We start from the raw sequence: 20,909 nt of genomic DNA, 5'->3' as shown, positions 1-20,909 counted from the left end.
CGCCTTTCGTCTATCCCAGCTTCCTGGGGGAAACAAGGACCTTCTTCAGGGTGTCCAGCTCCTCCAGGACCTTACCGGTGCCCTTCACAACACACAGCAGGGGCTCCTCCGAGAGGTGCACGGGCATGCCCGTCTCTTCGCTCACCAGGCGGTCGAACCCCCTGAGGAGTGAGCCGCCGCCTGTCACAACAATCCCCTTGTCCATGATATCGGCAGCCAGCTCGGGAGGGGTCCTTTCCAGGGTCACCTTGATGGCCTCCATGATGGCCCCTATGGGGTCCTGGAGGGCCTCCTGGATCTCTTCAGCTGTAAGGGAGAGGGTCTTGGGAAGGCCCGTGACCAGATCGCGTCCCCTCACATCCATGGTTTCAGACCTCTGCTCATCCTTCTCCAGGTATGCAGAGCCCAGGCCTACCTTGATGTCTTCGGCTGTGCGCTCTCCAATCATCATATTATAGCTGCGCTTTACGTAGCTTGTGATGGCCTCATCCATTTCGTCACCAGCAATCCGTATTGACTTGCAGGTGACAATGCCGCCCAGGGACACGATGGCCACCTCAGTGGTGCCGCCTCCCACATCCACCACCATGTTCCCCGTGGGTTCGTGAACCGGGAGTCCCGCTCCAATGGCCGCAGCCATGGGCTCTTCTATAAGATAGGCCTCGCGGGCTCCTGCCTGGAGCGCCGCGTCGATAACCGCTCTCTTCTCCACCTCGGTCACACCTGAGGGCACCGCCACTACAACCCGGGGCTTAACGGGGAGGCGCCTGATATGGGCCTTCTGGATGAAGTACCTTAGCATTGTCTGAGTGATGTCGAAGTCTGCTATGACGCCGTCCTTCATGGGGCGGATGGCCACAATGTTGCCGGGCGTACGCCCGATCATCCGCTTGGCCTCAGCACCCACGGCAAGCACAGCCCCGGTGTCCTTCTGGATGGCCACCACGGACGGCTCGTGCAGCACCACGCCTCTCCCCTTGACGTGCACAAGGGTGTTGGCCGTGCCTAGATCGATCCCCATATCCCTGGAAAAGAAGTTGAAGACAAAGCTGAGCATGTCCCGTACCCCTTTCTCCTAGCTAGGCGTCCCCCATCCCTGCTTCCGTTCTCGCATGCTCACAAACCTCCCGTCGCCTACGATGATGTGGTCCAGCACATCGATTCCCAGGAGATTGCCCACCTCCACCAGCCTCCTGGTGACATCCTGGTCCTCTGCGCTAGGCGTCGGGTCACCACTGGGGTGGTTGTGCACCAGGATAACTCCAGCCGCAGCCCGGCGCACCGCCCCCTTGAAGACCTCCCTGGGATGGACGATGGAGGCGTTCAGGCTACCCATGGATACCATCTCGGTTCCCAGTACCCTGTTCCTGGCATCCAAGAGCACTACGTGAAAGTGCTCCTTCTCCAGGTAACGCAGGCGGTCCATGACGAGTTCGGAGACATCCCCCGGAGACCTGATGACGGTCTTGGGGCCTGGAGAAGAAAGCCGTCTTCCCAGTTCAATAGCGGCCTTGATGGTAACGGCCTTAGCCCGGCCAATACCCCGGACAGTCATGATCTCTTCCAGGCTTGCGTTCAGAAGGTACCTTAGGCAAATTGAAGGCGAAGCCTCGGAGCCACGCTCCTGGCATGCCCTCTCAAGCAGCCTGCCCGCGAGTTCCAGGGCGTTCTCCCGATCGGTACCGCTCCCGATGACAATGGCCAGGAGCTCTTGGGCGGAAAGGGATTCGGGTCCCTTGTCCGCCAGCCTCTCCCTGGGCCTGTCTTCCTGGGGCAAGTCTTTCATGCCCAGATGGTATTCGGCTCTCGACACGGCGTCCTCCCTCCCGGACGCCCCTTCCTCTCCCTATCCCAGCACCCTCACACCGAACTGGGCCAGCATCTGGCTCAGCCGCCGGAGGGGCAGCCCCACCACGTTGAAGTAGCAACCGCTAATCCCTTTGACAAGGACGGACCCCCTGCCTTGAATAGCGTAGGCACCCGCCTTGTCCATGGGTTCCCCGGTGGCCACGTAGGCTTCAATCACGCCGGGACAAAGCACGTCGAACTCCACCAGTGTGCGTTCGAAACCTTGCTCTACCCTGCCCGTGCTTGCCTGGGCCACGGTGACCCCAGTCACCACCACATGGGTGCGGCCAGAGAGCGCCTCCAGCATCTCGCGAGCCTCCTTGGCAGTGGCAGGTTTCCCCAGGACCAGGTGGTCCAGGACCACCAGGGTGTCAGCCCCCACCACCACGTCCTCCGGTCTCCTGGAGGACACCTCAGAAGCCTTCTGCGTGGCCAGCCGCACAGCGGCTTCCCCCGGGTTCTCTCCCTGGAACACCCTCTCCTCGCCCAGTGCGGGATCGACCTGGAACTCGATGCCCAAAAGTTCCATGAGATATCGTCTCCGCGGGGAAGAGGAGGCCAGCACCACCCGGAAACGCGACCCTGAGCCGGGCATCCTATCCCCTCCTGAACAACAGGAGGGCTATGAGGATGCCCAGGGCACCGCCCACGTTGAACCGGAAGGTGCACCCTAGTGTAAGGCTGAAGAGGTCCCACAGCCTGAGGGTTACTGGGGGTTCAAGACCAAAGGAAAGGGACATAAGCAGGAAGGGAAGCACGTCTCCCGCCAGGTGAGCTGCAAGTGTGCCCATGAATGCCCCGGTGAGAACAAGGAGAATAGTGAAGCCCAGACCATACCGTCGCCTTCCAGTGCTCATGCCCTAACCTCCTTGAAGCGGCGCTCTTTTTCCTTGTCATATTCTTTTCTTCCTGCCGGATTCCTTGTGTCCAGTCTGGCAGTCTCTATCTCATGCATTGGTATCTTCTTCCTTTATCATGGCCTCCTGAGGGCCCATTCATTCAAGGATTGACCCGGGTCAGAAAAAGCCCTGTCGATACGGTAATCTCTCCGGCGGCGTCAACCACAAGCCCCTCAACGCCCTCCAGGGATTCGATGAGATTCATCCCTTCTACAGGGCCCAGGACGAATAGGGCGGTGGAGAGGGCGTCTGCCTCCACCGACGAGGGAGAAACTACCGTAGCACTGGCACTCTCCCGTGCAGGGTAGCCCGTCCTAGGGTCGAAGATGTGGTGGTACCTCACCCCGTCTGATTCAAAGTATCGCTGGTAGTCACCGGAGGTGACTACCCCTGTATCAGAAGCCTCAAGAACGGCCAAGGCCTCGCCCTCACGCCTGGGGTGGCGGATGCCCACCCTCCAGGGTGAGCCATCACTCCGGCTGCCCACGACGTAGACGTTGCCCCCAGCATCCAGGATGGCAGATGTGACACCATGGTCTAGAAGGATCTGGGCAGCCCTGTCCACGGCGTAGCCCTTGGCAATTGCTCCAAGATCCACCCTCATGCCGGGGGCCTCCAGGAAGGCCCTGCCCTCCTTCACTTGGAGCCTCTGGTAGTTCACCTTCTCCAGGGCGTCCTCGATCTCTTCTGGGGAGGGCACTCTCGGGTTCTCCCCGGCGATATCCCAGAGCCCCACCAGCGGCCCCACGGTGACGTCGAAAGCCCCCCAGCTGGCCTCGGATATCCTGAGGGCCTCCTGGAGTACGAAGGAGGTCTCGGGGGATATTGTTACAGGGGCCACGCCTGCTTGGCTGTTGATGCGGGAGACATCACTGGTTTCTACGTAGGCACTCATGAGTGACTCCACTCGCCTCATCTCATCCAGGGCGGCCCTTGCCGCGGTCTCGGCCCTGGGGCCGTGAACCTCAATCCGAACCAAGGTGTCCATGATAAAGTCCGACTCAGTGAAGGGTTTCCTGGAACACCCCGGCAATAGAGCCATAGCCAGCAGGGTGACTGGAAGGACCACCCATGTCATCCTCTTCACAGGACTTAACCCCGCCCTTTCCCTGTGGCTTCAAGCGGCAAGCCACAGGCCCCTGGCCGGGTCGTCACCTCCTCATTTCTTGTTCGCCCACAAGGCGAGCCGGGGGATGCCCGGCTCTTTCTCTCTCCCGTCCGGAAACCGGGAGTCTCTCTATCGCGTACACCCGCTCCAGCACGGGGTTTCCCGGGTTTTCGCTTTCCTCCCCCGTTCGGCCCCTGGTGGCATCACAGTGTGTCAGGATGCCGCCACCTCACACTCCTCAGAGGGCCTCTCATCGATGATGCACTTGGGCGGGCAGGCGGCTGCGCACGCACCGCAGTTCGTGCACTTAGAGTAGTCAATACTGGCCAGGTTGTTCTCAACCTTGATGGCATCGTACTCGCAGGCCTTCTCACAGCGCTTGCAGGCAATACAGGCCACCTTGCAGAGCTTCCGGGCCACCGCGCCCTTATCCTTGTTCTGGCAGCAGACGTGCACCTTCCGGGATCGTCCCACCAGCTCGATAATGCTCCGGGGGCACTCCGCCACACACTTCCCGCAGGCGGTGCACTTGGTGTCGTCCACCACGGGAAGACTGTTGGGTCCCATGGACATGGCACCGAACACGCAAACCCTCACGCAGCTGCCAAGTCCCAGGCAACCGTAGGTGCAAGCCTTGAAACCTCCTTGGATCTGCGGTATGGATGCCGCCCTGCAATCCCTGATTCCCTCATAGGTGAAGAGTTCTTCCGCCTCGGCCTTCCCACCCAGGCACTTCACCCTTGCTACCTGAGGTTCCTTGTCCTCCACGCCAATCCCCATGATCTCCCCGATCTTCTGGGCCACCGGTGAACCGCCAACCCCACAGCCGTCCACGGGCGCCCTGCCGCCAGCAATGGCCTCAGCTAGGGCCCCGCAACTGGCAAACCCACACCCGCCGCAGTTAGCATTGGGGAGTTCCTTCTTGATAGCCTCAACCCTGGGGTCGACCGGTACCGCGAACCTTTGCGCGGCGAACGCCAGGAGCGCACCAAAGGCAAGCCCCGTCACGGCAAGGCTCACTACTGCGTAGAGCATCTAAACACACCCCCTCAGTGCAGTAACTCCTGGAAAAGGCCCTGGAAGCCCACGAAACTCATGGCCATCAGCCCGGTGGAAATGAGGGCAATTGGAAACCCCTTGAGGACCTCCGGGATGTCTGAGAGTTCCAGCCGCTCCCGGATTCCGGCGAAGAGCAGGATGGCCAGGCTCCAGCCACAGGCAGCCGCAAACCCTGCCACCACCGCCTCAAGAAAACCGTAGTGAGAACGAACGTTCAGTATGGCGGCCCCCAGCACCGCGCAGTTGGTGGTGATCAAGGGAAGGTATATGCCCAGGGCCTGGTAGAGAACGGGCGATACCTTCATGATCACCATCTCCACGAACTGCACCAGGGAGGCGATGACCAGGATGAACGACACCGTCATGAGGAACTCAAGGCCCAGGGGCACCAGGATGAACTGGTTAAAGAGCCAGGTGATCATCGAGGCCACGGTAATAACGAATATGACAGCCATGGACATGCCCGCAGCGGTCTCCAGCTTCTTCGAGACGCCCAGGAAGGGGCATATCCCCAGGAAACGAGCGAAAATGAAGTTGCTGACCAGGAGCCCCCCGATGAGAATTCCGAAGTAGGTCATGCTCCAAGTCCCCCTCTCAGCTCCGGCGCCTGCTGGCCAGGTTCAGGAGGCCAAGCAGGATGCCCATGGTTATGAAGGCGCCAGGCGGGGCAATCATTACCATGACGGGGTCAATGCCTATCCCCCCGGGGCCAAAGAGTGAGGCCCCGGCAAAGGTCAGATTGCCAGTACCCAGCAGTTCCCTTACCGCAGAGATGACTACAGTGGCCAGGGTGAAGCCAACACTCATTCCCACCCCGTCAGCCACAGAGTTAAGAATGGAGTTCTTTGAGGCGAAGGCCTCGGCCCTCGCCAGGATGATGCAGTTGACAACGATCAATGGGATGAATATTCCCAGAATCTCGTACATCTCCGGCAGGAAGGCGTTCATCGCCAGCTCAACTATTGTCACAAAGGTGGCTATGACAACTATGAAACAGGGGATACGGATCTTGTCGGGTATGACGGATTTCACCGATGACACGATGAGGTTCGAGCACGTAAGCACGAACAGTACAGCCAGGCCCATCCAGAAGGCGTTCTCCACGGCGGTGGTGACCGCCAGGACGGGACACATGCCTAGGAGCAGGCGGAACACCGGGTTTTCCCCTACTATTCCGTTTGTGAAGTCCCTGGTCAGGGATGACACCCTATTCACCTCCAACCCACCCTTTCGGGTCACTTGGCATGGCCAAACACCCTGGGGCCGGTAAACTTGTCAATGAGCGGCGTTGCCAGGTTCATAAGGAGTATTGAGTAGGATACCCCCTCTGGGAAGCCGCCGTAGAGCCTTATGAGAACGGTCAGGATCCCACAGCCGATGCCCATGTACAGGCGTCCCTTCTTAGTTACGGGGCTTGTCACGTAGTCGGTGGCCATGAAGAAGGCCCCGAGGAGGAGACCACCTGCCAGGAGATGCGCCAGGGGGTCTCCGGTGAAGATGCCCCTGGGTCCGAGGATCCAGGACAGGACACTAACGGTGCCAAGGTACGCGCCAGGTATGCGCCAGTCAATGACCCTCCTGGCCAGGAGATAACCCGCACCGATCAAGAGGGCCAAGGCAGAGGTCTCGCCGACACACCCAGCGATGTTGCCCAGGAACATGTCGGCATAGGCTGGCACCTCCCCGGAACCCATGGTAACCAGGGGAGTGGCTGTGGAAACCGCATCGAAGGGTGACGTCCACCTGGTCATGTGGGCCGGCCATGACGCCACCAGGAACGCCCTGGCGGCAAGGGCCGGGTTGACGAAGTTGCTTCCGATGCCTCCGAAGAGTTGCTTCACCACCACTATTGCAAAGGCTGATCCCACCACCGGCAGCCATAAGGGTGCGCTGGGCGGCACGTTGAAGGCCACCAGGATACCGGTGATGACAGCGCTCCAGTCGCCCACCGAGACCTCTTTCCCCGCCACCTTCTGGTAGGCCGCCTCCGCCGCCACCGCTGCCACAACCGAGGCCACCGTCAACAGGAGGGCGTTGTAACCGAAGAAGACTATTCCTGCAAGGGCTGCTGGCACCAGTGCCACGACCACATCCCTCATGAGCACGGGCACCGTGGCCGGTGATCTGAGATGCGGGGATGAGGAAACTACAACTCTTTCTAGTTCCAAGTCTATCCCTCCCGGTCCCGCTACTTCTTGGCTGCCTGCATCTCACGGCGCTTCTTTTGCATTATCTCCGCCTTTGCCACGCGGATGGCGTGAACCAGGGGCCTCCGTGCGGGACAAACGTAACTGCAGCACCCGCATTCGATGCAGTCCAGTGCGTTCGAGGCCTCGGCCATGTCGTACATCTTTCTCTCGGAATAGGCCGCCAGGAACAGCGGAAGGAGCGACACAGGGCACACGTCCACACACCGGGCGCACTTGACGCAGGGCACTGTGGGACCGAAGTCCGCTTCCTCCTCACTGAGCACCAGGATACCAGAGGTTCCCTTGATAACGGGCACCTCCAGAGTATACTGGGCTATTCCCATCATGGGCCCCCCCATGAGGACCTTGCTGGGTTTCCCCGTGAGACCCCCGCACTCCTCGATGAGGTCACCGAAGCGGGTCCCTATTTTGGCCAGGAGGTTCCGGGGTTCCTTCACGATGGAACCTGTCACAGTTACCACTCGCTCGATCAGGGGCATGCCCTTCTGGAAGGCATCAGAGACAGCCACCGCGGTTCCCGCATTGCTCACCATGACTCCCACATGGAAGGGAAGCCCTCCCGTGGGCACCTCCCTACTCAGGACTGCCTTGATCAGATGCTTCTCCGAACCCTGGGGGTACTTGGTGTGGAGCGCGGTGACCTCGATGTTCTCCAGGCCTGCCACGGCCTTCTTCAGAGCGGCTATGGCGTCGGGCTTGTTATCCTCAACGCAAACCACGGCCCTGGGAGTGCCGGAGGCATGCATCAGCACCCTCAGCCCGTAGACAACCTCGTCGGCCCTCTCCACCATGAGGCGGTGATCCGACGTGAGGTATGGTTCGCACTCGGCACCGTTCAAGAGATATGTGTCAATGGGCTTGTCCTTGGGCGGTGACACCTTGACCGCCGTGGGGAAGGCAGCCCCGCCCAGGCCCACTATCCCGGAGTCCCGGATGATCGTCTTGACATCATCGGGGCTCATGTCGGAGTAGTCGCCCCGGGGCTTCACACTATCGTGCAGGGTTTCGGTCCCGTCGGATTCGATCACCACGGACATGACCTTGGCTCCCATGGCCGGGTGAGGCCCCAGTTCGATGGCTTTCACCTTTCCCGATACGCTGGAATGCACTGGCGCGGACACAAAGGCATCCGTGGCCCCAATCACCTGGCCAACACGGACCTCGTCTCCCACGGCAACCTGGGCCTCATTGGGCGCGCCAGTATGCTGGTGGAGCGGTATGACAACCACTTCGGGCTCGCCGGCCCTCTCCACAGCCTTGTCCTTGGTATAGGACTTCCTGTAGGGAGGATGAATGCCGCCCGGGAAGGTCACGGCCTCCACGTGTTCGGTCACCCCTCTTCCTGCGCTTTTTCCAAGAGTCAAGGGCTCCGGGGACGGAGCCCGTGAATTACCCAAACCATGTGTGTGTTTCTATCCCACCGGGAGATCTCCTGCCAGTCAACGGCCAAAACCGTGATGGCAAAAAAGAAGAAACCTGACCCGGCGAAGCAGGTACGACCTGCTTAACCCAGAACCCGGGTCAGGTAGAAGGTCCTAACTTCCCGCCGCCATGACCGCCTGGTTTAGCAGGTCTTCGTAGGCCGATACCATCTGAACAAAGTATACGCCAGCGTTAGCGTAATGTGAAGGGTCAGCTTTTTCCTGGTAGGCTTTCAACTCAACCACATTTCTGAGGGCGAGGTCCAGAAGGCTCTTGGCCATGCTGTGGGTCATCTCCCAGCCGGAAGGGGGCTCCACCGCTGAGAGGTCCAGGTTCGCCTGGCGTACACCGCTTTCCAGACCCGAAAGTACCTCCACGGCAGCCTGCTGTCCCAGAACCAGGTCATCCCATAGGCCTGACTCAACCTCCAGCACCGTGCCCACCTCCCCGAAGGCCGCTGAGAGAGCCTGCTCGAATTCGGCTGGCAGGCCTCGGACCTCCAGGGTCCCTCCGCCAACATCAACGGGAGCCACAAACACCTCAAAGCCCTTGGCGGTGTACTGCGCAGCTGCCCTCTGCCCCGCCTCCTTGGTACTGAAGTAGCCTCCTACTACCCGGTAGGGATCCTGGCCCACCACTCCCGCGGGGAGGTTCAGCGATTTTACACGTTCCGCCAACTCCTGGGCGTTACTAGGTGAGGAGAAAACCCCCAGCTGCAACCGGTGCATGCTGATGGAGGGGAGGTGAACCACGTTCTTGTCCGTGGGTGCGGCCGCGGGAGCGTCGCCGGCCACGGGCTGCCCGCTGTCGCCTGGCAAGCGCAAGTCGGAGGCGACTAGGGCGTTGACGAGGAACTTCCCCAGGAAGTAACCGCTGAACACCGCTACCAGGCCGAAGGCAACGAAGAAGGCAGCCACCGGAAGTTTGGGTCTAAGGCCTCTTCTTCTCCTGGGGCTCGATCCTGGTTCCCTGCGCACTCAGATCACCACCTAGTCAATGCTTACCTCCCGCCTGCACACTTCCCTACCCCCACTGTCAACTACCCGGAATAGCAGGTCTTTTCGACCGTCGTCCCGACGCAACGACGACCTGGGGATCTGGACCATGTCAAACGGATAGGTGAAAACCAGGGTTACGAAGTCGCCCGGCTTGGGATCACTGTACTGGACCCTTACTGTCACCTCACCGCCTTCCCTGGCAAGGCTTAAGATCCTCACAAAGTGCCCTCCGGTCCTGCAGAGCCCCCTGTGAAAGGCCAGCACCACATGGCCCTGGAAAACCCTTCGGGGGATGCAGCTAGGCGCCGCATAAGCCCTCAGCATCTCCTCGGCCGAGTCGAATACGAGACAGGTCGGCTCAAGGAAGGTCATGGGCTCCCCTTGCCATCTGGGGTTAAGGTGTCTGGTCTTCAACGACCTCTCCCCCTGGGCAGGCTATCGTACACCCCTGTCCCTAGAGATATATTCTCTGAGTGCCCGATAATTCTTGGGTTTTGGATCTTAGGTAGGTCCTGGCGGGACCCGCCAGGTAGATGGAGCCTGCCACCAGCACCATGTCCTCAGGCCCAGCGCAGTCCAGGGCGCAGTCCAGGGCCCTGGGAATATCCTCTATCGCCTTCGCCTCCAGGCCTTGCCTTCCCAGCATGCCCGCCAGGGTGACGGGATCCATCGACCTGAGGCTGGCAGGCCTTGTGGTTACCGCATATGAGGTCACGGGAACCAGGGCCTTGATCATTCCCTCCACGTCCTTGTCGGTGAGAACCCCCAGGACCAGCACGAGCCGTCTATGGGGTAGGACAGTCCGGACTGTCTCGGCCAGCCTGAGTATTCCGTCAAGGTTATGGGCGCCGTCTATGACGACTAGGGGATCCCGGGCCATCACTTCAAGCCGGCCAGGCCAAGATGTCTTCGCAAATCCCTCATATATCGCCTTGGGGGATACCTCGTAACCCCTGGAGAGAAGGCACTCCACGGAACCCAGGGCCACGGCGGCATTCTCTTGCTGGTGGCGTCCTAAGAGGGGGATCCTCACCTCGGGATAGTCTCCAAGGAGGCCGGCATAGTCCACGGTCTGCCCATCGATCCCTGAGTGCCTCTCCCTCCACGTGATGTCCCGGCCCCCTAGGAATAGCCTGGAGCCCGTCTTCCGGGAAGTGCCTTCCAGGACCTTCAGGGCACTGGGTTTCTGCGGAGCCGAAACCACGGGACTGCCGGGTTTGATGATGCCTGCCTTCTCCCGGGCGATCTTCCCTAGGGTCTTCCCCAGCCTGTCCATGTGGTCCATCCCAATCTCCGTTATGGCCGACACCAGGGGATCCCGGATGACATTGGTGGCATCGAAGCGTCCTCCCAGCCCGACCTCCAGGCAGACGATGTCACACCGTTCCTCTAGGAAGTACAGGAAACCCATGGCTGTGATCACTTCGAACTCGGTGGGTTGCTGCCCGGCCCTTGCCATGGCCTCTACCTCGGGCTCTGTCCTGGTGAGGATCTGGGCCACCCGGTCCTCGCTTATGTTGCGGGAGTTCACCGCAATCCGTTCAGTGAAGTCTTCCAGGTAGGGAGAAATGTACCTGCCCACCTTGAGGCCGCTGGCTTGGAGGATCGAGGAGGTCATGGCTGTCACGGAGCCCTTACCATTGGTGCCAGCCACGTGAACAAACTGCAGGTTGTGGTGGGGGTTGCCCAGTCTCTCCATGAGACCGGTCATTCTGTCCAGACCAAGAATGCTCCCGAACTTCGACAACGCGTCCAGGTATTCCCGGGCCTCACGATAGTTCATCAACGCTCGGCTCTCCTTCGGACCTATGTACCCTTCAACGCATCTATTCTGGCTTTGAGCCTTGAGACCTTCTCAAGCCTTTCGTGCTGCCTGCCCCTCTCCTTCTGGACGATCTCCTGCGGCGCCTTATTCAGAAACTCCTTGTTGGAGAGTCTCTTTGTGACCCTCTCTAGCTCCGTTTCCTCTAAGGCCAGATCCCTTTCGAGCCGCTCTACTTCCTTGTCCACGTCCACAAGACCCACAAGGGGCAAGTAGACCTCGGCGGCGGCAGTCACAGCCGCTAGCGCTTGATCTGGCCTCGCGCTGCCCGTTTCCTGGAAGACCAGGGGGTCAGCCATGGCCAGGCTCTCAATGTGCGCCTTCACCTGCTGCAGGGCCTCCTTGCTCGAGTCAGAGGTGGGCTGGAGCACCACCCTGGCAAGCCTTGACGGCGGCACGTTCACCTCCGCGCGCAGGTTGCGTATGGCTCGCACCACCTCCTTGACCCTTGTCATGGTCTCCTCAGACCCGGCGTCAAGGAGGGCCTCTGGAACCCTGGGCCAGCTGGAGCCTACGATGGAACGCCTGCTTCCTTCCAGGTGATTCCATATTTCCTCGGAAATGAAGGGCATGAACGGGTGGAGCAGCTGCATTGTCCCCAGGAGCACGTAGCCCAAGATACCCTGGGCCTGGCGCCGCTGGGAGGCCTCTCCGTGGTAAAGGTAGGTCTTGGACATCTCAACGTACCAGTCACAGAACTCGTCCCACACGAAATCGTACAGCAGCCGGGCGGCCTCCCCCAGCTCGTAGCGCTCAAGGCAGCCGGTCACATCCCTGACAGTGGAGGCATAGCGGCTGAGTATCCAGCGCTCTGCCAGGTTGGTGGGCACGGGTTCCCCGAACCCTTCACCTTCGTGGCCTTCCAGGTTCATCAGGACGAACCTGGTCGCGTTCCAGATCTTGTTGGCGAAGTTCCTGCTGGACTCCACCCTCTCCCAGTAAAACCGCATGTCATTCCCAGGCGTGTTGCCGGTCATGAGGGTAAAGCGAAGGGTATCCGCTCCGTACTTCTCGATGACCTCAAGCGGATCGATGCCGTTGCCCAGGGACTTCGACATCTTCCGCCCCTGCGCATCCCTGACCAAGCCATGGATGAGGACGTTCCGGAAGGGCTCCTCCTTCATGAACTCCTCGCCCATCACCATCATCCTGGCCACCCAGAAGAAGATGATATCATATCCTGTCACCAGGACCGATGTCGGGTAGAAGTAGCGCAGGTCATCGCTGTCCTCGGGCCAGCCCAGGGTGGAGAAGGGCCAGAGGGCTGAACTGAACCACGTGTCCAGGACATCCTCGTCCTGTTCCAGGTCCTGGCTCCCGCAGGCACAAGCCTCGGGGGGATCCACCGTCACCATGATCTCCTGGCATGTCCTGCAGTACCACGCAGGGATGCGGTGGCCCCACCAGATCTGCCGGGAGATGCACCAGTCCCTGATGTTCTCCATCCAGTTCAGATAGATCTTCGTGAAACGCTCTGGGACAAACCTCACCCTTCCCTGGAGCACTGCCTCCATGGCGGGCTGGGCCAGCGGCTTCATTCTCACGAACCACTGGCGGGAGAGGAGAGGCTCTATCACGGTGTCACACCGGTAGCACTGGCCCACGGAGTGGGTGTACTCTTCAACCCTCACCAGGAGCCCAAGGCGATCCAGTTCCTCCAGGAGAGCCTTGCGACACTCGTAGCGGTCAAGCCCCGCGTAGGGGCCGGCATCCTGGGTCATCCTGCCGCTTGGGTCGATGACGGAAATCCTGGAAAGCCCGTGACGGGTGGCGATCTCGAAGTCGTTGGGATCGTGCGCCGGGGTTACCTTCACGGCACCGCTGCCGAAGGACGGGTCCACGTACTCGTCGGCTACTATGGGGAGGGGTCTTCCCAGGACAGGAAGCACCGCTCTTAGACCCACCAGTTCCTTGTACCGCTCGTCGCTGGGATTCACCGCCACGGCGGTGTCTCCCAGTATGGTCTCGGGTCGAGTTGTCGCCACGGTGATGAATCCCTTCCCCGACTCTAGCGGGTACCTCACGTACCAGATGGAGCTCTTGTGCTCCTCGTGTTCCACCTCGATATCGCTCAGGGCGGTCTTGCACTCGGGGCACCAGTTGATTATGTAGTCACCCCTGTAGATGAGACCCTTCCGGTAGAGACTGGCGAAGACCTCGCGTACCGCCCTGGACCGCTTTTCATCCATGGTGAAGGCCAGCCGTGACCAGTCACAGGAGCACCCCAGTCGCTGCAGCTGGAGCACGATCCTGTTCCCGTACTCGTCCTTCCACTCCCACACCTTCTCGATGAACCTTTCCCGTCCCACATCGTAGCGGCTGGTGCCCTCCTTCGACAGGCTGGCATCCACTACATGCTGTGTGGCTATACCTGCGTGGTCAGTTCCGGGGAGCCACAAGACCTCGTAACCCTGCATGCGCCTCCAGCGAGCAAGCACATCCTGAATGGTCTCGTCAAGGGCGTGACCCATGTGGAGGGAACCGGTCACATTGGGCGGGGGAATCACTATCGTGAAGGGGACCTTCTCAGGTCTCACTTCCGCCCTGAAGAGGTCCCTGTCAAGCCACTCTTGGTACCACTTGGATTCAACTCGGGCAGGATCGTATACCTTGGGGAAGTCTTCCCTGGCGTTCATCGCTTACCTCCTTGGCTGTAGCGCCCCGGGCAGTCCCCCACGGGCTTCAGGTGCAAGAGCCGAGGAGGCCCCCGGCCTCTTGGGCAAACTCGAGGAGCTGTCTCTTTTGCGATGCGTCAACCCTGCGGAGGTTTGCCTCGTAGTCACCCACCAGCCCGTTTATGATGGCCAGCGAGCTCTGGCTGTGCTGGGGGGACCCCAAGGTAAAGGCCAGGGTTGCACCGGCGAACAGAAGGAGGGCAAGGTCGGGAGCTGCAACGCTGGACATCAGGTGTACCATGATGGTAGAGCCCTCGGCCGTTTTCTTCACGGCGGCGATCACCAGCACAAGCAGGACAATCATGTAGGCGCAGAACAAGAAGGGGGACCTGAGCCGGGTTATCTCCGCCAGGGTCTCCTTGATGGTGCGCCCCACTCCCGTCTCCCGGGCCAGCACGACCTTCTCTAACAACTTCGCCCTGATGTGAGGCCAGTCTTCCCTCACTTCCTTCTCCAGTCCCAGGGCGTCATACGCCTTCTGGGTAGGCGCGTGTAACACCATTGACCGCCCCTGGGGTCGTTCCCGCCGCTCAAGGTCATGCCGGACATCCAATAGGTCCCTCTTGGCCAGGGAATTCATGACATCATAGGCGGTCCACTTGCTCACATTGAGAAGGTCCGCCACCTCGGTGTAGTGCACGCAAGATCCAGTCCTCTCGTGCAGGTCCAGTATAATCTCCATGAACTCCTTCTGCCTTCTGGTAAGCACATACATCCCTCCTCAGGACGCGTCCTACCCGTAACCCGTAGGTAAAGCATAAGAGCTAAATCCGGGGGTGTCAAGGATGACCCCATGTGTGAAGCAGTTTATGTAACTTGTTGAGGGTCACCTTCATAAACTGTTGAAAACAGATTGTTATTACTTTGACCAGGGGGTCTTCTCACTAATGGTCTTCTTCATGGGTAACAGCAGGATGAACATGGGCCATGAAGCGGCAGAATGGATGTACTCTGCACCCGCCAGCTACCCAGAGCCAAGGGTTATCAGGCCTAACCAGTATTATGCCCAGATCTTCCAGGAAATCCTCTCAGGCCCTGCGAGTAAGCAGCGGGCGGTGGCGCAGTACAGCCACCACTCGAGGGCCCTGTCGCGGCGGTACAGTTCCGTCTCGGATACCCTCCAGAGAATATCCGAGGTGGAAACCCGCCACATCCAGCTGGCCTTGAAAGTGGTCCGCCTCCTGGAGGGCAACGCACTTGGGCAAATCGCTTCGCCTGGGCAAAGGGAATACCCGATCTACCGCGGGAAGGACCTCTGTGACCGGCTTGCCGCTGACCTGCACATGGAAAGGCTCATCATTAATGCGTGCAAGGCAGTACAGGCCATAGTTGAGGATCCCTTTGTCCTCCTCCTGGTGGAAAGGATTATGCAGGACGACGAGGCACACGTGGCCACCCTTTCCCGCCTGGTTCGTGAGACCTGCCTTCACCATGCGGAGGCTGCCAGGGAGAATATCTAGCAAGAGGGTGGACCCCGGGGTCCACCTCATAGGGGCACATGCCGCGGCCTGTGCCCCACTTTATTCCATCACAGCCTTTCGCGGCGCATGAGCAGGACATCCCGGCAGGGACCATGCCCTCCCGCCTTCAGAACAGCCTCCACCTGGAACCCGCACTTCTTGTAGCACCTGACCGCTGCCAGGTTGTCTTTGAACACCCTTAGGTAGAGGTACCTCAGGGCCGTCCTGGTGAAGACGAAATCGATGAAGGCTGAGACAGCATCAGTGCCATAGCCTTGACCGATGAAGCTGGGGTCAAGGATGTACACCCGCAGTTCCGCCGAACACCATGTGAAGGAACCAAGCCCTATGTATCCTATGGTATGGTCTTCCTGGGTCTGTATTGCCCAAAGGCGCCTGGAAAGACCACGTCCACTGGGCGACTCCGGGTGCAGTTCCCCTGCCGGCCACCCTGTGGCATCGCTTGCCAGTTTCATGAGATCCCCTAGATAGCGGCCACACGCGGGGCGCAACACAGTAGTACAGCCCCTGACCACAGGCGACCCTCCCTCTTGAATCCCATGGCATCTTCTAGGTACCCTCTTCTCCTTCCTTCAAGAAAATGGAGGGAGGCCTTCCTGCCGGTGGCAGCGGCCTCTCCCTCTCTCGATCCCTATGCCTTGCCTATTTGCCTATGGCCCAGTCTGATCAGCCATGGGCAGGCAGCCTGTGGCTGGTTCGGGAATGGGAAAACAGTCCCGGGATTGCCTTCCTTCGTTGAAGCCAGGCCTCAGCATGGCCACCCTAAGCACTTCGTCCATGTGATCCACGAGGATGAACCGCATTCTCCTGGTGACATTCCGAGCCACTTCGTCCAGGTCCTTCCGGTTGTCCTCCGGCAGGATCATTGTGCGTATCCCCGCCCTGAACACTGCCAGCGTCTTTTCCTTGACACCCCCTACTGGCAGCACCCGTCCCCTGAGAGTGACCTCCCCTGTCATGGCCACATCGTGCCGGACAGGGATGCCGGTAAGGGCTGAAGCCAGGGCGGACGCAATTGCGATGCCCGCGGAGGGTCCATCCTTAGGGATGGCACCTTCGGGAACATGGATGTGCACATCATACTTCTCGTGGAAACCCTCATCGACTCCGAGGTCATGAGCCCTGGAGCGTACGTAGCTGAAGGCAGCCTGTGCCGACTCCTTCATGACGTCTCCGAGTTTCCCGGTGAGCATCAGGTTGCCCTTCCCCATCATAAGGGTAACCTCAATGGGCATTAGGTCTCCCCCAGTGTCCGTCACCGCTACCCCCGTGGCAATCCCTATCTCGTCCTTCTTCTCCGCCGTGCCGTAACGGTATCTTGGGATACCCAGGTAACGGGTAAGATTAGTCTTGTTTACCCGGACCGCTTCAGTCTCACCCTTTACCAGTTCCTTAGCCACCTTGCGACAAATGGTGGCCAGTTCCCTTTCGAGGTTTCGAACACCTGCCTCCCGTGTGTACCGGCGGGAGATCTCCTTGATGGCGTTGTCAGAGACCTCTAGATTTGCCCCGGCTAACCCATGCTCCTTCATCTGCTTGGGCAGGAGAAAAAGCCTTCCTATATGGATCTTCTCCTCCTCAGTGTAGCCAGGGAGGAATATGGTCTCCATCCGGTCCAGGAGGGCTTTGGGGATGTTGTGAGTGCTGTTGGCGGTGGTTATGAACATGACCTTAGAGAGGTCGAAGGGCATCTCCAGGTAGTGATCGCTAAAAGCCAGGTTCTGCTCGGGGTCCAGCACCTCCAGGAGCGCCGCCGCCGGGTCCCCGCGGAAGTCGGAGGTCAGCTTATCTATCTCGTCCATAAGGAAGACTGGGTTCTTGGAGCCCGCCTGGCGCATGCCGTGAAGGATCCTGCCGGGCAGAGCACCCACGTAGGTCCTCCTGTGCCCCCTGATCTCTGCCTCGTCCCGGACTCCCCCCAGGGAAATGCGGGCGAACTTGCGCCCCAGGGCCCTGGCCACCGACTTGGCCAGGGAGGTCTTGCCCACACCCGGGGGGCCCACCAGGCAGAGTATGGGGCCCTTCATGCTCTTGACCAGTTGCCTGACGGCTAGGTACTCCAGGACCCTCTCCTTGACCTTATCCAACCCGTAGTGGTCCTCATTGAGGATCCGCTCGGCTTCGTTGATATCCAGCCGATCCTCTGTCTCGACGTTCCATGGCAGAGCCACGATCCACTCCAGGTACGTCCTGACCACCACAGCCTCCGCCGCCATGGGCGGCATCTTCTCCAGCCGGTCCACCTCTTTGAGGGCCTTCTCCTCAATCTCCGCGGGCAGATTGGCCTCCTGTATTTTCTGGCGGAACTCGGCGACCTCGCCGCCTTTGTCGTCCTTGTCCCCCAGCTCCTTCTGGATGGCCTTCATCTGTTCCCTCAGGTAGAATTCCTTCTGGGTGCGTTCTATCTGCTTTTTGACCCTCCCGCTGATGCGCTTCTCCAGCTCCATCAGATCTATTTCGCGGTTGATGAACTCCAGGACCCTCTCCAGCCTGGCCCTGATACTTGTTTCATGGAGCAAGGCCTGCTTATCTTCGAGTTTCAGCGCCATTTGAGCCCCCACGGTGTCAGCCAGCTTGCCGGGCTCTTGCACGCTGGATACGGCAATCAGAGCCTCCGCGGGCACCTTCTTGCTCATCTTAACTATCTTCTCGTACTGCTCCTTCACAGTACGGACCAGGGCCTCAATCTCAGCGTCATGTTCCAGGGACTCGGGGAACTCCCTCACTGTGACCCTGATATGAGGGTCCATCGCGGTGTACTCTAGGATTTCGCACCTGCCAATCCCCTCAACCACAGCCCGGAGGTTGCCTCCGGGAAGGCGAGCCATCTGCTTTATCTCGGCAATAGTACCCATGGGGAATATGTCTCCCGGTCCTGGTTCATCCACACGTGTCTCTCTCTGTGTTGCCAGGACAACGAACCGGTCCTGGCTCATAGCCTCGTCCAGGGCGCTAACCGAACGTTGCCTGCCAACCTCCAGGGGGACAATGGTTGAGGGAAAAACCAGCATCCCGCGGAGGGGTATAAGGGGATACTCCCCTGCACCCTTCCATGCCTTGACCATCCATCTCATCTCCTCCGGCACTCCCGCCCTCGTTTTGGGCTCTATGCTTTGATATTCTCTAGCGGGATGGCGATTCCTCCCCTCGGGGCGCAAGGGTCCAATTCCCCCGGATCGCACAGGGCTGTGCCCTGGCGAAGGGGAGGCACAGTTCATGTGATTCTTGCATCGTGGAAGGGGGCCGTGAATTGAATACTACTTCCAGGATTCTAGTGTCTCCAGGGGATGTAGCCTGAAAGGCATATGGTCCCTCCCTGGCTGGAAGGCATGGTATAGCGCACGGGCGCCCTGGGCTCTCTTTCCAGGAAGTACCTGAGGGGGCCTGGGGTAGTAGCAGGGGTAAGGACAATCCTTCGCTGGAACTTCAAAATTTGCCTAGCTGGCTGTCACGCTCAAGGTCGGGGAGAGCAGCGCGTGCTGCAGCACTTCATCCATGGTATCGACGGGCACCACCTCCACGCTGGCCTCCTTGAAGATCTCCTGCCAGTTGTCCCTGGGAATGATCACCTTGGTGACCCCGGCCTCTCTTGCGGCTTCCACCTTGGAGACCACTCCACCCACAGGACGCACCAGGCCCCTGATGGATACCTCGCCAGTCATGGCCACCGTATTTGATATTGGTGTTTCAGTGATGGAACTGTATATGGCGGTGGCGACGGTCACCCCTGCCGAGGGCCCGTCTATGGGTACACCGCCGGGGAAGTTGATGTGGATGTCGTACGACTTGGGATCCACGTCAATATATCGCCGTAGGACGGTAAGGACGTTTTCCACGGAGCCCTTCACCAGGCTCTTTCGCCTCATCCGGTGACCGTAGTGGCCCAGCTCTTCCTCCTCGATAATCCCGGTGACGGTAATACGGCCCTCACCTTCTGCCGGGTACGTGGCAACCTCTACCTCCAGCATGATCCCCGTGTTCGGCCCCATGACCGCAAGGCCGTTGGCACATCCTACCTGGGGGTGTGACGGTATGCGCCTCTCGGGTCGAGGGCAATACTGCCCGCTGGAAACCACCCATTCCACATCCTCCTGCCGCACGGTGGCCCTGCCCTCCCCCGAGGCTATCCCTGCTGCCACCTGCACAATGTTCACCGCCTCCCTTCCGTTCGAGGCAAAGCGCTCGATGACAGATAGGCAGCCGCTGCCCATTTCCATACCAATCTTCGAAGCCGCATTCCGCGCTATGGCTCCGACCTCAGCAGGTCTCAGGGGTTTGAAGAAGACCTCCAGGCATCGTGAGCGGATGGCCGCCGGTATGTCTTCGGGCATTCTCGTGGTTGCCCCTATCAGCCTGAAGTCCGCCGGAAGGCCGTTTTCGAAGATGTCCTTGATGTGCGAGGGAACGTTGGAGTCGTCAGGGTTGAAGTAGGCCGACTCTAGGAATACCTTGCGGTCCTCCAGAACCTTGAGTAGTTTGTTCATCTGTATGGGGTGGAGTTCCCCGATCTCATCAATGAAGAGCACCCCGCCGTGGGCCTTGGTGACGGCCCCGGGCTTTGGCTGGGGTACGCCAGCCATTCCCAGAGGCCCCGCACCCTGGTATATGGGGTCGTGAACGGACCCGATTAGCGGGTCTGCGATGCCCCTCTCATCGAACCTCGCTGTGGTGGCATCTATCTCCACAAACTTGGCACTGTGCTTGAAGGGGCCTATCCCCTTGGACTTCGCCTCCTCCAGCACCAGCCTGGCGGCAGCTGTCTTGCCCACACCCGGGGGGCCGTAGACGATCACGTGCTGAGGGTTGGGACCACATAGTGCAGCCCTTAGCCCCTTGAGCCCCTCTTCCTGGCCGACGATCTCCTGGAAGCACGTGGGCCTGGTCCTCTCGGAAAGGGGCTCAGACAGGGATATTTCCCGCAGGCGGCGGAGGTTCTCCGTCTCCTTGCGGGATTCCTTGGCAACGCCTACCTTGGAAGTTTGCTGGTTTCGAAGGAGGTTCCAGAAGTAAAGACCGATGAGAATAGCTAATCCCACCTGAACATAGGCCATGGCACTCCCTGGATATCCCATATGGTTCACCCCTCCAACGAGTCCCCGCAAAAAAATGGACGTTGCATCCCGCGTCCAATATTATCCCTCAAGGAAGGGTTTGTATCCTGCAGGAGGACTGGCTGAAATTTACAGGGCGGTCCGGGACGCCAGGAGAGACACTAGAACCGAGGTGAGGCTCATGGCTTCCAAGAAACCCCTGGTGGAAGGCGCCGAGGAAGGTTTGAGGCAGCTAAAGGAGGGGCTACACAGGTTGGCTTCGGGGGGAGAGAGTACCATCAGCAAGTTCAGGCGCCTGGCGGAGAACTGGGCAAGGAAGCGTTTAGGGGGCACCTG

General features: G+C 59.9%; 20 protein-coding genes. 1 reads left to right on the top strand and 19 read right to left on the bottom strand.

Going from position 1 to position 20,909, the window contains the following annotated elements; all coding sequences use genetic code 11:
• Positions 1–10: 10 nt before the first annotated feature.
• The 15 genes from AB1576_06780 to AB1576_06710 all read right to left on the bottom strand — a co-directional run bounded on the left by AB1576_06780 (position 11) and on the right by AB1576_06710 (position 14,750).
• Positions 11–1,057: a rod shape-determining protein gene (locus AB1576_06780; protein MEW6081464.1), complete on the bottom strand. Its 1,047-nt coding sequence runs from the start codon at positions 1,055–1,057 to the stop codon at positions 11–13.
• A gap of 18 nt (positions 1,058–1,075) precedes the next feature.
• Entirely contained in the window at positions 1,076–1,786 is a 711-nt protein-coding gene (radC, locus tag AB1576_06775; protein MEW6081463.1) for a DNA repair protein RadC, read from the bottom strand.
• A 60-nt stretch (positions 1,787–1,846) separates the two neighbouring features.
• Entirely contained in the window at positions 1,847–2,443 is a 597-nt protein-coding gene (locus AB1576_06770) for a Maf family protein (protein MEW6081462.1), read from the bottom strand.
• Position 2,444: 1 nt separating this feature from the next.
• Positions 2,445–2,705 carry a DUF4321 domain-containing protein gene (locus AB1576_06765; GenBank protein MEW6081461.1) on the bottom strand — a complete coding sequence of 87 codons (261 nt, stop codon included), beginning with the start codon at positions 2,703–2,705 and terminating at the stop codon, positions 2,445–2,447.
• 142 nt (positions 2,706–2,847) lie between these two features.
• Positions 2,848–3,816 carry an FAD:protein FMN transferase gene (locus tag AB1576_06760; protein MEW6081460.1) on the bottom strand — a complete coding sequence of 323 codons (969 nt, stop codon included), beginning with the start codon at positions 3,814–3,816 and terminating at the stop codon, positions 2,848–2,850.
• A 252-nt stretch (positions 3,817–4,068) separates the two neighbouring features.
• A complete protein-coding gene (locus AB1576_06755; protein ID MEW6081459.1) occupies positions 4,069–4,890 on the bottom strand; it encodes an RnfABCDGE type electron transport complex subunit B in 822 nt (273 codons plus the stop codon).
• Between the two features lie 14 nt (positions 4,891–4,904).
• A complete protein-coding gene (rsxA, locus tag AB1576_06750; protein ID MEW6081458.1) occupies positions 4,905–5,492 on the bottom strand; it encodes an electron transport complex subunit RsxA in 588 nt (195 codons plus the stop codon).
• A gap of 16 nt (positions 5,493–5,508) precedes the next feature.
• Entirely contained in the window at positions 5,509–6,120 is a 612-nt protein-coding gene (locus AB1576_06745) for an electron transport complex subunit E (GenBank protein MEW6081457.1), read from the bottom strand.
• A 29-nt stretch (positions 6,121–6,149) separates the two neighbouring features.
• Complete coding sequence (locus AB1576_06740) at positions 6,150–7,082, bottom strand: RnfABCDGE type electron transport complex subunit D (GenBank protein ID MEW6081456.1); 933 nt, start codon at positions 7,080–7,082, stop codon at positions 6,150–6,152.
• A gap of 20 nt (positions 7,083–7,102) precedes the next feature.
• A complete protein-coding gene (gene rsxC / locus AB1576_06735) occupies positions 7,103–8,458 on the bottom strand; it encodes an electron transport complex subunit RsxC (protein MEW6081455.1) in 1,356 nt (451 codons plus the stop codon).
• Positions 8,459–8,659: 201 nt separating this feature from the next.
• On the bottom strand, positions 8,660–9,523 hold the full coding sequence (locus AB1576_06730) for an SPOR domain-containing protein (GenBank protein ID MEW6081454.1): 864 nt from the start codon (positions 9,521–9,523) through the stop codon (positions 8,660–8,662).
• 12 nt (positions 9,524–9,535) lie between these two features.
• Positions 9,536–9,958 (bottom strand): protease complex subunit PrcB family protein, encoded by a 423-nt coding sequence (locus tag AB1576_06725; GenBank protein ID MEW6081453.1) that lies wholly within the window; start codon positions 9,956–9,958, stop codon positions 9,536–9,538.
• Positions 9,959–9,998: 40 nt separating this feature from the next.
• Positions 9,999–11,327 carry a folylpolyglutamate synthase/dihydrofolate synthase family protein gene (locus AB1576_06720; GenBank protein MEW6081452.1) on the bottom strand — a complete coding sequence of 443 codons (1,329 nt, stop codon included), beginning with the start codon at positions 11,325–11,327 and terminating at the stop codon, positions 9,999–10,001.
• A gap of 23 nt (positions 11,328–11,350) precedes the next feature.
• A complete protein-coding gene (locus tag AB1576_06715; protein MEW6081451.1) occupies positions 11,351–14,002 on the bottom strand; it encodes a valine--tRNA ligase in 2,652 nt (883 codons plus the stop codon).
• A 46-nt stretch (positions 14,003–14,048) separates the two neighbouring features.
• Positions 14,049–14,750, bottom strand: coding sequence for a hypothetical protein (locus tag AB1576_06710; GenBank protein MEW6081450.1), 702 nt, complete (start codon positions 14,748–14,750; stop codon positions 14,049–14,051).
• 178 nt (positions 14,751–14,928) lie between these two features.
• Between AB1576_06710 and AB1576_06705 the strand changes: the two genes are divergently transcribed.
• Positions 14,929–15,501, top strand: coding sequence for a ferritin-like domain-containing protein (locus tag AB1576_06705; protein ID MEW6081449.1), 573 nt, complete (start codon positions 14,929–14,931; stop codon positions 15,499–15,501).
• A 68-nt stretch (positions 15,502–15,569) separates the two neighbouring features.
• Here the strand turns inward: AB1576_06705 and AB1576_06700 are convergent, their stop codons facing one another.
• The 4 genes from AB1576_06700 to AB1576_06685 form a co-directional block, all read right to left on the bottom strand.
• Complete coding sequence (locus tag AB1576_06700) at positions 15,570–16,037, bottom strand: GNAT family N-acetyltransferase (protein ID MEW6081448.1); 468 nt, start codon at positions 16,035–16,037, stop codon at positions 15,570–15,572.
• Between the two features lie 135 nt (positions 16,038–16,172).
• Positions 16,173–18,587, bottom strand: coding sequence for an endopeptidase La (gene lon, locus AB1576_06695; GenBank protein ID MEW6081447.1), 2,415 nt, complete (start codon positions 18,585–18,587; stop codon positions 16,173–16,175).
• 372 nt (positions 18,588–18,959) lie between these two features.
• Positions 18,960–20,594 (bottom strand): ATP-dependent protease LonB, encoded by a 1,635-nt coding sequence (gene lonB / locus AB1576_06690; GenBank protein MEW6081446.1) that lies wholly within the window; start codon positions 20,592–20,594, stop codon positions 18,960–18,962.
• 108 nt (positions 20,595–20,702) lie between these two features.
• Positions 20,703–20,906, bottom strand: coding sequence for a hypothetical protein (locus AB1576_06685; protein ID MEW6081445.1), 204 nt, complete (start codon positions 20,904–20,906; stop codon positions 20,703–20,705).
• Positions 20,907–20,909 lie beyond the last annotated feature (3 nt).

The organism is Bacillota bacterium, from assembly GCA_040754315.1.
Lineage (GTDB): Bacteria > Bacillota > Sulfobacillia > DUSP01 > JBFMCS01 > JBFMCS01.
Note: the sequence above shows the minus strand (reverse complement) of the source record. Positions and strands in the feature narration are given on the sequence as shown.